14 protein-coding genes and 1 pseudogene are annotated in these 13,348 nt (G+C 61.4%); 11 read left to right on the top strand and 4 right to left on the bottom strand.

Going from position 1 to position 13,348, the window contains the following annotated elements:
• Positions 1-158: 158 nt before the first annotated feature.
• On the top strand, positions 159-335 hold the full coding sequence (locus NKI16_RS17390) for a hypothetical protein (RefSeq protein WP_156937418.1): 177 nt from the start codon (positions 159-161) through the stop codon (positions 333-335).
• A gap of 768 nt (positions 336-1,103) precedes the next feature.
• Here the strand turns inward: NKI16_RS17390 and NKI16_RS17385 are convergent.
• Positions 1,104-1,409: a hypothetical protein gene (locus NKI16_RS17385; RefSeq protein ID WP_352457223.1), complete on the bottom strand. Its 306-nt coding sequence runs from the start codon at positions 1,407-1,409 to the stop codon at positions 1,104-1,106.
• Between the two features lie 517 nt (positions 1,410-1,926).
• On the bottom strand, positions 1,927-2,829 hold the full coding sequence (locus NKI16_RS17380; RefSeq protein WP_352923546.1) for a hypothetical protein: 903 nt from the start codon (positions 2,827-2,829) through the stop codon (positions 1,927-1,929).
• Between the two features lie 268 nt (positions 2,830-3,097).
• Here NKI16_RS17380 and NKI16_RS17375 point away from each other — a divergent pair, with 268 nt between their 5' ends.
• Both NKI16_RS17375 and NKI16_RS17370 read left to right on the top strand, forming a co-directional pair.
• Positions 3,098-3,220, top strand: a complete 123-nt coding sequence (locus tag NKI16_RS17375) for a hypothetical protein (RefSeq protein WP_352923508.1) — start codon at positions 3,098-3,100, stop codon at positions 3,218-3,220.
• A 334-nt stretch (positions 3,221-3,554) separates the two neighbouring features.
• Positions 3,555-4,610: a GSU2403 family nucleotidyltransferase fold protein gene (locus NKI16_RS17370; RefSeq protein WP_352678389.1), complete on the top strand. Its 1,056-nt coding sequence runs from the start codon at positions 3,555-3,557 to the stop codon at positions 4,608-4,610.
• A 226-nt stretch (positions 4,611-4,836) separates the two neighbouring features.
• Here the strand turns inward: NKI16_RS17370 and NKI16_RS17365 are convergent, their stop codons facing one another.
• Both NKI16_RS17365 and NKI16_RS17360 read right to left on the bottom strand, forming a co-directional pair.
• Positions 4,837-5,223 (bottom strand): type II toxin-antitoxin system VapC family toxin, encoded by a 387-nt coding sequence (locus tag NKI16_RS17365; protein WP_352678391.1) that lies wholly within the window; start codon positions 5,221-5,223, stop codon positions 4,837-4,839.
• Positions 5,223-5,532: pseudogene (locus NKI16_RS17360) on the bottom strand (type II toxin-antitoxin system VapB family antitoxin). Before NKI16_RS17360 ends, NKI16_RS17365 begins: the two are co-directional and overlap by 1 nt.
• Positions 5,533-6,019: 487 nt before the next feature.
• Between NKI16_RS17360 and trbB the strand changes: the two are divergent.
• From trbB to trbF, 8 genes are read left to right on the top strand one after another with little or no spacing between them, the layout of a single operon-like run.
• Positions 6,020-7,036 carry a P-type conjugative transfer ATPase TrbB gene (gene trbB / locus NKI16_RS17355; protein ID WP_352923503.1) on the top strand — a complete coding sequence of 339 codons (1,017 nt, stop codon included), beginning with the start codon at positions 6,020-6,022 and terminating at the stop codon, positions 7,034-7,036.
• Positions 7,033-7,374, top strand: coding sequence for a TrbC/VirB2 family type IV secretion system protein (locus NKI16_RS17350; protein WP_352572203.1), 342 nt, complete (start codon positions 7,033-7,035; stop codon positions 7,372-7,374). Before trbB ends, NKI16_RS17350 begins: the two co-directional genes overlap by 4 nt.
• Positions 7,374-7,637 carry a VirB3 family type IV secretion system protein gene (locus tag NKI16_RS17345; protein WP_023679160.1) on the top strand — a complete coding sequence of 88 codons (264 nt, stop codon included), beginning with the start codon at positions 7,374-7,376 and terminating at the stop codon, positions 7,635-7,637. The genes NKI16_RS17350 and NKI16_RS17345 overlap by 1 nt, the downstream gene beginning before the upstream one ends.
• 9 nt (positions 7,638-7,646) lie before the next feature.
• Positions 7,647-10,154: a conjugal transfer protein TrbE gene (gene trbE, locus NKI16_RS17340; RefSeq protein WP_352923499.1), complete on the top strand. Its 2,508-nt coding sequence runs from the start codon at positions 7,647-7,649 to the stop codon at positions 10,152-10,154.
• A complete protein-coding gene (trbJ, locus tag NKI16_RS17335) occupies positions 10,151-10,900 on the top strand; it encodes a P-type conjugative transfer protein TrbJ (RefSeq protein ID WP_352875253.1) in 750 nt (249 codons plus the stop codon). The genes trbE and trbJ overlap by 4 nt, the downstream gene beginning before the upstream one ends.
• A gap of 12 nt (positions 10,901-10,912) precedes the next feature.
• The gene (gene trbK-alt / locus NKI16_RS17330) at positions 10,913-11,284 is read left to right on the top strand and encodes a putative entry exclusion protein TrbK-alt (RefSeq protein ID WP_352595173.1); all 372 of its coding nucleotides are present in this window, start codon (positions 10,913-10,915) and stop codon (positions 11,282-11,284) included.
• Entirely contained in the window at positions 11,281-12,651 is a 1,371-nt protein-coding gene (gene trbL, locus NKI16_RS17325; protein WP_352923497.1) for a P-type conjugative transfer protein TrbL, read from the top strand. Before trbK-alt ends, trbL begins: the two co-directional genes overlap by 4 nt.
• A complete protein-coding gene (gene trbF / locus NKI16_RS17320) occupies positions 12,648-13,334 on the top strand; it encodes a conjugal transfer protein TrbF (protein WP_352923494.1) in 687 nt (228 codons plus the stop codon). The genes trbL and trbF overlap by 4 nt, the downstream gene beginning before the upstream one ends.
• The last annotated feature ends 14 nt before the right edge of the window (positions 13,335-13,348 follow it).

Below are 13,348 nucleotides of genomic sequence, written 5' to 3'. Positions count from 1 at the left end.
TTCATCGGAGCGGCGGGCCTCGGCAAGGGTTATTGCCAGCGAAACCGGACATCGGACCACAATCGATGCTCAGGGCTTCCTTCTTAAGCGCAGTAACTTTGAAACAAATCCTGCCGGCAGGCCTTCCAGGATGGCGGGCGGCGTTGCCGGAGGACCCAATGCCCGACGAATACAATGACATCGTCATCCCCCAAGACCACGATGCATCGCCACTTCGGGAGGAGGAGTATTTCGTCGTCTGCCCGGCGTGCGGTCAGGCGTTCGACATCAGGTGTATGGCAGAGGCGCTTCATCACAACGAGCTGGGCCACGAGCCCTACGACCTTGACTCATAGTCGGCAGTTACCGACGACCCTCGACGAACGTCGAGCCTGGTCGAGACCCACACCGAGGGTAAGTTCTCGCTCATCTGGCCCGGCGTTGCCGTCTGATCGGCTTACAACGAATCCCGTCGCAAGGGCGGAGCTTCGCCGGCACGCTATGTCGTGACAGATACCTTGCGGCCTTTCAGCGACGACTTGATTGCCGTTGCGGTTGTTGTCGATGCGGTCGCGGCCGTCACCGACCGGGTTGTTAACCCAGGGGAGGCGCTTACTCCACCGCAACCATGTCGCCCAGTTCCGTCGCGACGCTCCGAAGCAGACCTATTGCCGGCATCGGGGCCGGGACGAACATGTGATCTCCATAATGGGTACGAGCCGGAGCCCATCGCGATTGAAACTGCTGACCGGCGATCAGGCGCTCGTTGCAGAGAAAGGTTACGATCAATCGCGATGCCCGCGCTGCCTTCACCCGAAATGTGCTGGGCGTCTCCTTCCACAGCGCACACGTGCGACACGTCCTGGACGGGCGCGTCGCCTGTTGCCGAGAGCGACGATCGCGAATCCGAACGCTGGACGGCAGGTGAGGCGCGGTTGCGACTTGCTTCACCAGTAATCCGAAGACGCCAGGGACGCACTACGCTGGACGCGTGCCCTAGCTGTCGAGTTCCCATTTATCCGTTCGTCCGCTCCATATCCGGCTGGACCGCGCCGCACCCTTGGGCTGTTCAAAGGCGTTGGCATCTTCCCTACGCCGACACCGGCCGTTGTATCGCCGGAGCGTCAACCCGCTGAAGTCCGGCGGTGCTTTCTCAGCCGAGTGATCGCCGACTTGTCGACCGTGATCACCCCGCCGCAGTCAATCCGCACAGAGAGTTTGTTCGCCCCGCAATCGATGCGGGTGACGTCCCCAACAAGAACCACTCGGTCGCCGGCCCGGACTTTGGGTGGCGGATCAATCGTATAAGGATGGTCATACGAAGGAATGCTCACCCTGGCGCGCCCGCTGGGGAGAATCGTGATGACGGTACCTGCCAGCGCAACCTCATCGCCGACCTCAAATTCGCGAGGCATGTTAACGTGCAGCATGGTCTTCCTCCCGATGCTTTCCAAATTGATGCTTTGCTAATGCCCGGCCAACCAGGTTGGTTGCTTGCAATCGGCTTCGTACGGTTCCGCACAATTCCAAGCTGGGGTATGCACTCCCAGTTGGCCTCGGATCGGCATTGTGTGCGTCGAATTCTGCAGAAATGGCTTTACATTCAGCGATGACCTTGGCGCGCCCAGGCCCGTGTTAGCGGAGCGGCGAACTTCCTCTCGGTCGGCGATGGCCATAAACGCGGAGCGTGGAGCGAAAATGGATCCTTCGCCTTCGGGTACTTCGTCCGGTAAATTCGAAGAACGCCGACGCTGGCTTCAGCTGCCACGCGGGTTATTGGAGCCAGATCATTGATGCGCGTGTCGCGCGCCTACGGCAGGTCAAGTTCGGTTTCATGCGTCCCGATCTTCAAGGCCAGCGACGCCATCATCCGGCAATGTTCAGCCAGCTCATATGTTGTTCGCAATTGCTGCACATGGAAGGTTCCGATCGGTTGACATTTCAACACTAGAGCAACCGGACAGACGCTGGAAGCGGCCCAAGCCTTGCCCTTCTTCGGGCCAGGCTTCGAGCTTTTTGGCGAGCTATCCTGAGTTCGGGCAGCGTTGGTTGCCACCAGCCTCGTTGCCGTTCCGCTAACTCGGCAGCACGCCGAGCGGGCCATGTTCTAATCAATTCAGCCAACGTCGCCGGACGCCATCTGCCCCAGACATGGTCGACGTTCGCCTCGATCAAATGCGGATAGAACGCTGCTAACTCCGAGGCGTCGACGAGTTCGCCCGAAATCTCGGTGAAGACCACAATGCCGTATTGCTCCGTCGCCACGGCACGGCCAAGCCGGGGTAAATCGTCAGGGGGCAGTGGATAGCGACGTCGCCTGCGTTCGGCATACCGCAATCTAGCGGCTTTATATTCCTCGGAGTCTTTGGACGCTTCCCGTCGCCGTTTCCTCGCCTCCGGTTCTGCGCGGCCTGCGGCCCTTTCGATGCTTGGCCAATGGCGCCTCAACTCCTCGTATGAGCGGAAAGGCACCCTCCAGGCCCGCAGTTCGTCGTCCCAGCTCGCCCATGGAACGGCTCGCAATTCCTCAAGAACCGTCCGCGAATATGGCGTGCGGATTCGTAGGTCGTCCGCGACTTCCAGATACCGGCTCGACAGGGGATCGAAGGCGAAGGCATCCCGTCCCTTGCTGTCATCATGTGCTACTCGTAGATCCGCCTCTTGCGCCTGCCAGCGCAGGATGCGCCGCGCGGCAGTCTTTCCCGGCACGAACCAGCTTTTGCGCTCGTAACTCCACCTGGCGCGCGGAAATGCCTGTCGAAACCGCTCAACCGCCGCGCGATCGTACGGAAAGCGCGCTTCGGCTCCAGGAGCTGGCTGCGGTGCAGCAGGGGCGTCGGATTTTTCCATCAGATTGCGAAGCACAGCACTGCTCGCAAACAACGCGGTGCAGTTCATTTGGGTCCAAGAGCACCAGAACGTATGGTCAGAGCCGCTAGGGGCAGCCAATGAGGCGATCGGTGAAACTGCTGAATGCTAGCGTGGGAAAGCTTCGCCGCGCCGGACCGTTTATTTTGCTCCAGGAGAGGTCCATTCATGCCCAGACTAGATGCAAAAACCCAATTGCCAGACGGCCAACGAGCCCTCGTTCGCGTCCCCTGAAAGCGAGGAGACGGAAGTGAACCGCTTCGTCGAAACGCAAAGTGTATCGCCAGCCCAGGCGCGGGAGCTTGTGCGGCGCCACGGAAACGACTGGCGTAAGATCGATAATGCCGCCAAGTCTTATAAGGACGACAGCTAAGCACTTCCAAGCCGGGGGAAGGGAGCTTTGTCACGACATCCGCGGAGTTGCAAACCGAGCGGATCGGCTTGAGGTGACGAATGACCACCATCGCCATATTGGTAGCTTTCTCAGACCGTTTGCACCGGCCCGGTCTGGGGATCGAATAAAACCATCGAAGGCCGCGTTCGAGCGGCGCTTTTGCTTCGACTGCGCTGCCGTAGAAAAGCCGCTCCGTCGTCATATTTTTTAATTAATACAGTTACTTCAACAGTCGCAGTGGAATCACGTGAGAGCTGTTGCAATCGGGCGCTCCGCCGCCTATTGTGCCTTGCAACAGCTCTGAGCTAAACGTATGGTAACTGTTGAATTGATTGATTTTGTTGAATTAAATAACGATCAGCGTCGGGAAAAAGTCAATTCCGACCAACGTTTCATTGCGCTCCAAGAGGCCCAAAGGAAGGCGAAGAGCTTTCGGGGATCCCTCGTCTGGCACACCGTGAACGGCATCGACCATTTGATGCGAAGCTACTACGACGCCGCTGGCGTACGACACCAAAAGGCAGAGGGTCGGCGCTCGCCGGCGAGCGAAGCTGTCAAGGCGGATTGGGAAGCAGCTCGCGCGTCCGCCCAAGAAACGCTCTCTGCGCGACAGGAGCAGATGGAGCGCCAATCTGCTGTCAATCGCGCGCTCCGGCTTGGGCGTGTTCCCCTGATCGCCGCAAGAATTATCAGAGCAATCGATAACGCCGGTCTTCTCGGGGAAGGCATTCGTATTGCAGGCACGAATGCGATCTACGCCTATGAGGCGGCGGCCGGAGTGTTCGTGGATCCCGGAATCACATCGACGCAAGATATCGATCTCCTCATGGACTCCCGCCAGTCCCTCAGGATCATGTCTGGCGCCAACGTCGAAGATGGAGCGCTCATCAACCTTTTGCGCAAGGTCGATCGGTCTTTCGAGCGTTCATCCGCCACATTCCGCGCGGTGAACCGCGACGGATATCTCGTCGATCTGATCAAACCGCTCGCAAACCCGGCGTGGAAGCCGAGCCGGGGAACTATCGGGAAGGCTGACGACGAATTGGTGGCCGCCGAGATCGCCGGCCTGGCATGGTTGGAAAATGCCCCTGCTTTCGAAGCAATCGCCATCGATGAAAAAGGCGGACCGTTACGGCTCGTGGCACCCGATCCGCGTATTTTTGCCGCTCACAAATTCTGGGTCTCAAAACGAGCTGATCGCGAGCCAATCAAGCGCCGTCGCGACCTGGCCCAAGCGCAAGTGGTTGCCCGGCTGACGTCGCAGTATCTCGAGCATCTCCCCTACGAAGCAAGCGAGCTTCGGGTCCTCCCAAGGGCCGTTTTCGACGAGGCCCATCATTTGTTCGCACAACCAGCGTCGCGGCCGTGAATGTCTGAGCAACATGTTTGCCGGCTGGATTGGCCCTCAACTTCCAACCGATCGAAGACGCGGCCCAGCAGCGCCAGATCGGAGGGACGAAAGACGCCAGCTTGCTCTGCTTTGGGACCAATTGGCACGACACCCCTTGATGCAGGCCCAGCCGACAGGATCGAAACTAATTGGCGCTATTACAGGGTTCAAGCTGGAGACAGCCGGTGATCCTAGAGTCTCGTGCTCATGCCGGTTCGATATTCGTTTGGAAGAAGTCTTTGCCGATGAAAAGCAGCGGTTCGTCTGCACGCTTTGCCAAAGCATAGGACAGGAAATCGGCAAAATTCAGCGCCGCCGGGTGGTGGCCTTTGCCGTAGGTCAGCCAAGCCTGGGTCGCCAGATCAACCAATTCGGAGTCGACAGGAATGATGTCGGCCTCGATTTTGCGCAGCCAAAGATCGATCTCGGCCAATGCGTGTTCGCCGCGCCTGCTGACCAGCACCATGCGTGCCTCGGGCACCCCGGTTGCCGGGACCAGTCGGATTGGGTCGGAGACCAGCGCTCGTTCCAGCCTTGCTGCCTCAGGCTCGCTCCGAAGGATCGCTACAACAGCTGAGGTATCGATCACCATCAGTTAGGGATTCCATGCTCGTCATACCCGATGATCTCCTCGTCGCTGCGAGCATCCAGTTCAGGCAATCGTGCCACTCTTTCTCGGATGGCGCGCAATTCTGCCAGCAGACGCTCCTGAGCGGTCTCTCCAAAGCCCAAGCGATGCAAGCGCTTGATGGATTGCTGCTGTCTTACTGATACCCTGGCGGCGTGCGAGTTCATCGGCGAGAGCAACGGTGGCCGGATTTTTGATATTCAGGGACACGAGAAACTCCAAAAATCTACCTTTCTGGCAATTTCCACCATAGTTCTCTAGGCTCTTCAACATACCTGCTAGCCTCGCCTACACCCGCGCCGGATTGATCATGACAATTGCCAGGCCGTTGCCTGCCAAGGCGGCGACCGCCAGTCTCTCGAAGCTGCCTGTCGACTCCAATCCGACAACGGCCGGCGAAAGGGCTGCCAATCGCCGAACCAGAGCCTCCACCCCGGCATGGTCATACCCACCGAGAACGCCTCGCCGGACGGCAAAACATGCACGTCGAGCCGATCCTTGGAACGTCGCTGCCAATAATGACTTCCCAATCGGGCTTCGCTTGCGGCCCTAGATACAGCCGGCTGTTCTGCTGGAGCGGAGATAGCCAGTCGGGCACCGGGTTGCTGAGCTATCGCGGTCGACGCACCGCATTTCGCAAGTCTCTGCACGTCATTCCACGATCGCCGGTTTTGCTAGTTGCAAGGCCGGCGCTCCTGCCTTTTCTAATGATCCCCGACCGCGCCACGAATCAGTTCGTGGCGAGAAACGGGGACCCCGCATGGCGACCAACCATCATGCCAGCAAGGGAGCGGTATCGCGCGGCGCGCGCATGCTGCGCACCGCCCTCGGCCCGGCGATCGCAGGCTTCCTTGACGATCCAGCCATTGTCGAGGTGATGCTCAATCCCGACGGTCGCCTGTGGGTTGACCGTCTCAGCGAAGGACTCGCTGCAAGCAATGAAATACTGATCGCGGCCGACGGCGACCGGATCGTCAGGCTGGTCGCGCACCATGTCGGTGCGGAGGTGCATTCGGGCTCGCCGCGCGTTTCGGCCGAACTGCCCGGGACCGGCGAACGGTTCGAGGGTCTGTTGCCGCCTGTTGTCACGGCGCCAACCTTCGCCATCCGCAAGCCGGCAGTCGCGGTGTTCACGCTTCAAGACTATGTCGCCGCCGGCATCATGACCGAAGCCCAGGCTGGCGTCCTGCAGCTTGCCGTGAAGACACGGAAGAACGTGCTGGTGGCCGGCGGCACGTCGACGGGCAAGACCACGCTCGTAAACGCGTTGCTGGCGGAGGTCGCTAAAACCGCCGACCGCGTCGTGCTGATCGAGGATACGCGAGAGCTGCAGTGTGCTGCGCCCAATCTTGTGGCGCTGCGCACCAAGGACGGTGTCGCCTCGCTTTCCGATCTGGTGAAGTCGTCGTTACGCCTTCGGCCCGATCGCATTCCGATCGGCGAGGTACGCGGTGCGGAAGCGCTCGATCTGTTGAAGGCCTGGGGCACTGGCCATCCCGGCGGCATCGGCACCATCCACGCCAATTCTGCCATTGGCGCACTGCGGCGACTGGAGCAGCTCGTGCAGGAGGTGGTCATTACGGTTCCGCGCGCACTGATTGGCGAAACCATAGATCTCATCGCAGTTCTCGCTGGCCGCGGCTCAGCGCGCCGGCTCGTCGAGATCGCCCTGGTCGACGGGCTCGATCCGGCCACCGGCGACTACCGCACCCTGGAAGCAAATTTCGAGACCACAACGACCGTGAATCGCCACTCTCCCTATGGAGCTTCAGAATGACCCAGATCCGCTTCAATTCATCGGCTATCCGCAAACTTGCCGTGGAGCTGTCGTATGCGGCGACCGCCGCGATCATTACGACTGCGCCCGCCCATGCTGCCGGTTCCTCCATGCCCTGGGAGGAGCCGCTTCAGCAAATCCTTGAGTCAATCGAGGGGCCTGTCGCCAAGATCGTGGCGGTGATCATCATCATCATCACCGGTTTGTCGCTCGCCTTCGGCGACACGTCAGGCGGATTTCGCCGGCTGATCCAGATCGTCTTCGGGCTGTCGATCGCTTTCGCGGCAAGTTCGTTCTTTCTGTCCTTTTTCTCCTTCGGTGGCGGAGCTCTGATCTGATGGATGAGGAGATCCGTGGCTTTTTCGCGCCGGTGCATCGCGCGCTCACCGAACCGATCCTGCTCGGCGGCGCGCCGCGTGCGGTCGCCATCGCAAACGGCACGCTGGCCGGCGCGATCGGATTGGGGCTTCGCTTGTGGATCGCGGGGCTCATCATCTGGGCGGTCGGACATCTCGTGGCCGTCTGGGCGGCAAAGCGCGATGCGCAATTCGTCGATGTGGTTCGCCGCCACCTGCGCTATCCCACGCATTTCGGATGTTGAGGTTTCGCCATGATGAACCTCGCGGAATACCGAAAGAAGAGTGCCAGCCTCGTCGATTATCTGCCGTGGGCTGCCCTGGTAGCGCCGGGCGTGGTGCTCAACAAGGACGGCAGTTTTCAACGGACGGCGCGTTTTCGCGGGCCGGATCTGGACTCCGCGACGCCGGCGGAGCTCGTCGGCACGACCGCGCGGCTCAACGGCGCGCTGCGCCGGCTCGGCTCCGGCTGGGCACTTTTTGTCGAAGCCCAGCGCAATCCTGCCAGCGGCTACCCAGACAGCCGGTTCCCGGATTGCGCATCCGCACTTCTCGACATCGAGCGTCGCGAACAGTTCGAAGACTCCGGTGTGCTGTTTGAAAGCAGCTACTTCCTCACCTTCGTGTGGCTGCCTCCGGCCGAGGAAGCGTCGCGCATGGAGAGTTGGCTCTACGAAGGCCGGGAAAAGACCGGCGTCGATCCTTGGGAGCTCCTGAAGATTTTTGTCGACCGCACCGACCGCGTGCTCAACCTCATCGAGGGCTTCGTTCCCGAAGCTGACTGGCTCGATGACGGAGAGACGCTGAGTTACTTACACTCAACCATTTCGACCAAGCGGCATCGCGTTCGCGTGCCAGAAACGCCGATGCATCTCGATGCTCTGCTTGTCGATCAGCCGTTGGCCGGCGGGTTAGAGCCGAGGCTTGGCGATGCGCATCTGCGCACACTCACCATCACCGGGTTTCCGACGATGACCTTCCCGGGGATTCTCGACGATCTTAATCGCCTTGCCTTCCCCTACCGCTGGTCGACGCGGGCGATCATGCTGGACAAGACCGACGCGACCAAGTTGGTGACGAAGATACGCCGTCAGTGGTTCGCGAAGCGGAAATCCGTCGCCGCGATCCTCAAAGAGGTGATGACCAACGAGGCATCCGTTCTCGTCGACACGGACGCCGCCAACAAGGCGGCCGATGCGGACGCGGCGCTCCAGGACCTGGGCTCTGACCAGATCGGCGAAGCCTACGTCACCGCCACCGTTTCGGTCTGGGATGCCGATCCGTCGATCGCCGACGAAAAGCTGCGTCTGGTCGAAAAGATCATTCAGGGCAGGGACTTCACCTGTATCGCCGAAGGCGTCAACGCTATCGAAGCTTGGCTGGGCGGTATTCCTGGCCATGTCTATGCCAATATTCGCCAGCCGCCGCTTTCCACGCTCAACCTCGCGCACACGATTCCGCTCTCCGCGGTCTGGGCAGGTCCGATCGAGAACGAGCATCTTGGAGCGCCGCCGCTGTTCTTCGCCAGAACGGAGGGCGCCACACCGTTCCGGTTCAGCCTGCATGTCGGCGACGTCGGCCACACCCTCGTCATCGGCCCGACGGGCGCTGGCAAGTCGGTCCTGTTGGCGATGATCGCGCTTCAGTTCCGGCGCTACGAAAACAGCCAGGTCTTTGCCTTTGATTTCGGCGGCTCAATCCGCGCGGCCATACTCGCCATGAATGGTGACTGGCACAATCTCGGAAGCGATACCGCAAGCGGGCAAGGGTCTGACGATCCGTTGCCCTTGCTCACTTTGACCGATCTGTCGGACGACGTTGACACCGTGTCGCTGCAGCCGCTTGCCCGCATCCATCATACGCCGGAGCGGGCCTGGGCGGCCGACTGGCTTTTCGACATTCTACTGCGCGAAGGCGTGCCCATCACGCCGCAGGTCAAGGAACATCTGTGGTCGGCGCTGACGTCGCTGGCTTCTGCGCCAGTCCAGGAGAGGACACTGACTGGCCTGTCCGTGCTGCTGCAGTCCTCGCCGCTGAAACAGGCGCTTGGTCCCTACTGCATCGGCGGCGCTTTTGGCCGGCTGCTTGATGCCGAGTATGAGCGTCTCGGCGAAGCCTCCGTCCAGGCGTTCGAAACCGAGGGCCTGATCGGCACGGGTGCTGCTCCCGCGGTGCTTGCCTATCTTTTCCACCGCATCGAGCAGAGGATGGACGGCCGGCCGACACTGCTGCTCATCGACGAGGGCTGGCTGGCGCTCGACGATGGCGGTTTCGCCGACCAGCTGCGCGAATGGCTGAAGACGCTGAGAAAGAAGAACGCCAGCGTGGTCTTCGCCACGCAGTCGCTTTCCGACATCGCCGGATCGCCAATCGCGCCGGCAATCGTCGAAAGCTGCCAGACGCGGCTGTTCTTGCCGAACGAGCGCGCTATCGAGCCGCAGATCGCCGAGATCTATCGACGCTTTGGTCTCAACGATCGTCAGATCGAGATCATCGCCCGGGCGATACCGAAGCGCGACTATTACTGTCAAAGCCGCCGCGGCAACCGTCTGTTCGAACTGGGACTCGGTCCGATCGCGCTGGCGCTCTGCGCCACATCGTCCAAATCAGACCAGGCCGCGATCGACCGGACAATCGCCGAGGCCGGCCGAGAGCATTTCCTCGAGGCCTGGCTAGCGGAGCGCGGTCTCTCCTGGGCGGCCGACCTCATCCCAGGTCTCACCAACGTGATCGACCAGTCCACAGAGGAGATTTCGTCATGAATTCCAATCTTGCAGGCAGCCGAATCCGTCGCAAGGCGGCAGCCGGCGCCATCGCCGTCGCCATGGCGCTGTCATCGGCACCAGCATCGGCGCTGATCGTGTTCGATCCGAGGAACTATGCCGAAAACCTGCTTTCGGCATCGCGTGCCCTGGAGCAGATCCACAACCAGATCACCTCGCTGCAAAACGAAGCGCAGATGCTGATCAACCAGGCGAAGAATCTCACGTCGCTGCCGACCTCGCTGCTTGGCCAGATCGAAGGCAATTTTTCCGAGATGAAGAGCCTGCTCGGCGAGGCCGAGAAGCTGGCCTACAGCGTCCAGGACATCGAGAGCCAGTTTACCTCCGCTTACAAGAATTTCGGTTCGGAACTCTCCAGCCAGCAGCTTGTCGAGGGCGCGCGTCAGCGCTGGCAGACCTCGGTGTCTGCCTTTGAGCATTCGCTGAAAACCGGCGCCGTCGCGGTCGACAACATCGCCGGGACACAAGAGCAGACGAGTGCGCTGGTCGGTGCCAGCCAGTCGGCCGTCGGCGTGCTTCAGGCAACGCAGGCCGGCAACCAGCTCCTCGCCGTGCAGGCCAAGCAAGTTGCCGATCTCACTGCGATGCTGGCCGCACAAGGACGAGCCGAAGCCCTTGAGCAGGCGAGGCGGGCGGCCGCGCAGGAGCAGGCACGCGAACAGTTCAGCCGTTTCATGACGGGCAGCAGTTACAGCCCGTCATCGGTAAAAATGTTCCACGACTGAGGCGAGAATCGCATGGATCTCAAGATCGCCGCCCGGATAGCAGCCGTTCTTGCCCTTGGCACCGCCATGACCGCCGCCTCCATGGCGCTGCGCGGCGACGGCTCGCACGACGCGTCCTCCCCGCGCTCCGCATATCCGGGCGGCGAGCCGGCTAAGGTCGAGCTTGCCCGATGCCGGGCCATCGGCATGGCGGCCGTTGACGACGAAGCCTGCAGGAGAGCCTGGGCGGAAAGCCGCCGACGCTTCCTGCAACCATCCCTCCGCCCCATCGCGCCAAACGCGGCTCCGTGGATCGAAAAGGACCAGAGCCGAATGCTGCCGCTCCAACCGCCAACTCCGCCTCGCGCGGAAGACCGGCTGCATCCGGAAACGGTGGCGCCATGAACGACACCGGCGTGATCGATCGCTTCCTGGAGACCTTTACCCGCTATATCGATTCTGGCTTCGGGCTGCTCGGCGGCGAGGTCGCATTCCTCACCTCCACTTTGATCGTCATCGACATCACGATTGCCGGCCTGTTCTGGGCTTGGGGTGCGGATGAGGACGTCCTGCACCGACTGATGAAAAAGACGCTCTATATCGGCTTCTTTGCCTTCATCATCGGCAACTTCAATCGTCTGGCCGGGATCGTCTTCGAGAGCTTTTCCGGGCTCGGTCTGAAGGCGGGAGGTTCGGCACTTTCGGGCGCCGCACTGCTGCAGCCGGGCCGCGTCGCGCAGGTCGGCGTCGATGCCGGCAATCCAATCCTCGAAGCCGCCAGCCAGTTGATGGGCTACGTCTCGTTCTTCGAGAATTTTGTTCAGATCGTGGTCCTGATGATTGCTTGGGCGATCGTGCTGATTGCGTTCTTTGTTCTCGCCGTACAGATCTTCGTCACGCTGGTCGAATTCAAGCTGACGACGCTTGCCGGCTTCGTGCTGATCCCTTTTGCGCTGTTCAACCGGACCGCCTTCCTCGCTGAAAAAGTGCTCGGCAACATCGTTGCCTCCGGCGTGAAAATCCTGGTGCTTGCCGTCATCGTCGGCATCGGCTCGGGCCTCTTCGGCGAGTTCACTCAAGGCTTTGGTGCCGAACAACCGACGATCACCGATGCGCTGTCGCTTGTTCTCGGCGCATTGTCGCTGATGGGCCTGTCGATCTTCGGTCCCGGCATCGCGACGGGGCTGGTTTCGGGTGCTCCGCAACTGGGCGCAGGTGCCGCTGTTGGCACGAGCCTCGCCGTTGGTGGCCTTGGCGTAGCCGGCGCTATGGGCGCCCGCGCCGGATTGAGCGGCGCAGCAGGCGGGCTCAGTGCAGGCGGGCGCATGTCGGCAGCCGCCGCACGTGGTGGCGCGCATCTGGCCGGCAGCACTTCGGCCGCCTGGGAACTCGCCGCAGCCACGTCTGGAAGAGGTGGTGCAGGCTCAATCGCCGCCGGCATGGCGGGTGTCGCAAAGGCTGGTGCCAGCGCTGCCGTTCAACCCGTCAAGCAGGCAATGTCGCGCGCCGCGTCAGCCCTGTCCGATAGCTACGAGGCCGGCCGCTTGGCAGCTTGGGCCGCGACGAGTGGAGAGCGATCGTCGCGAACGGCTTCCTCCGGTGACTGGTCGACCACCCAAACCAGTGCCGACGCCCCGCCCGCATGGGCAAAACGCATGAAGCGCGGCCAGGCTATGAGCCATGGCGCCAGCATCGCCGCGCATTCAGTTCATTCGAGCGATGATGGCGGCGGCTCAATGAATGTTTCCCTCGATCAGGACGACCGCCGATGACCCCCTTTAGACGCCCTTTTGTTCGTTACGGAAAAACGCCTCAACCCGAGACGCCCTATCAGCGTGCAGCCCAGATTTGGGACGAGCGCATCGGCTCGGCTCGCGTCCAGGCGAAAAACTGGCGGCTGATGGCCTTCGGCTCGCTCGTCTTGGCCGGCGGTTTTGCATCCGCATTGGTCTGGCAGTCGACGCGCGGCTCAGTGGTTCCCTGGGTGGTGGAGGTCGACAAGTTCGGCGAAGCGCAGGTTGTCGCTCCGGCCGTTGCCGACTATCGGCCGACCGATCCGCAGATCGCCTGGCATCTGGCCCGCTTCATCGAACAGGTCAGAAGCATTCCGGCCGACCCGGTCATCGTCCGCCAAAACTGGCTGCGCGCCTACGATTACACCACAGACCGCGGCGCCATTTCCCTCAATGATTATGCTCGCTTGAACGACCCTTTTGCCAAAGTGGACAAACTCCAGATGGCCATCGAGGTTTCCAGCGTCATCCGTGCTTCGCCGGATTCCTTCCGCGTCGCCTGGATCGAGCGCCGCTACGAGAACGGCACCTTGGCCGGCACCGAGCGCTGGACCGCAATCCTCACAGTCGTGATCCAGCCAACCCGCGACGCCGACCGGCTGAAAGCCAATCCGCTCGGCGTCTACGTCAATGCCATCAACTGGTCGAAGGAGCTTTCATGATGTCTGCGGCACGA

It is taken from the genome of Mesorhizobium sp. M0698 (assembly GCF_040320455.1).
Classification (GTDB): domain Bacteria; phylum Pseudomonadota; class Alphaproteobacteria; order Rhizobiales; family Rhizobiaceae; genus Mesorhizobium.
Note: the sequence above shows the minus strand (reverse complement) of the source record. Positions and strands in the feature narration are given on the sequence as shown.

Coding starts and splice junctions, on each gene's coding strand:
- NKI16_RS17390 (WP_156937418.1), top strand. CDS start 159: ATGCCCGACGAATACAATGACATCGTCATCCCCCAAGACCACGATGCA.
- NKI16_RS17385 (WP_352457223.1), bottom strand. CDS start 1,409: ATGCTGCACGTTAACATGCCTCGCGAATTTGAGGTCGGCGATGAGGTT.
- NKI16_RS17380 (WP_352923546.1), bottom strand. CDS start 2,829: ATGGAAAAATCCGACGCCCCTGCTGCACCGCAGCCAGCTCCTGGAGCC.
- NKI16_RS17370 (WP_352678389.1), top strand. CDS start 3,555: ATGGTAACTGTTGAATTGATTGATTTTGTTGAATTAAATAACGATCAG.
- NKI16_RS17365 (WP_352678391.1), bottom strand. CDS start 5,223: ATGGTGATCGATACCTCAGCTGTTGTAGCGATCCTTCGGAGCGAGCCT.
- trbB (WP_352923503.1), top strand. CDS start 6,020: ATGGCGACCAACCATCATGCCAGCAAGGGAGCGGTATCGCGCGGCGCG.
- NKI16_RS17350 (WP_352572203.1), top strand. CDS start 7,033: ATGACCCAGATCCGCTTCAATTCATCGGCTATCCGCAAACTTGCCGTG.
- NKI16_RS17345 (WP_023679160.1), top strand. CDS start 7,374: ATGGATGAGGAGATCCGTGGCTTTTTCGCGCCGGTGCATCGCGCGCTC.
- trbE (WP_352923499.1), top strand. CDS start 7,647: ATGATGAACCTCGCGGAATACCGAAAGAAGAGTGCCAGCCTCGTCGAT.
- trbJ (WP_352875253.1), top strand. CDS start 10,151: ATGAATTCCAATCTTGCAGGCAGCCGAATCCGTCGCAAGGCGGCAGCC.
- trbK-alt (WP_352595173.1), top strand. CDS start 10,913: ATGGATCTCAAGATCGCCGCCCGGATAGCAGCCGTTCTTGCCCTTGGC.
- trbL (WP_352923497.1), top strand. CDS start 11,281: ATGAACGACACCGGCGTGATCGATCGCTTCCTGGAGACCTTTACCCGC.
- trbF (WP_352923494.1), top strand. CDS start 12,648: ATGACCCCCTTTAGACGCCCTTTTGTTCGTTACGGAAAAACGCCTCAA.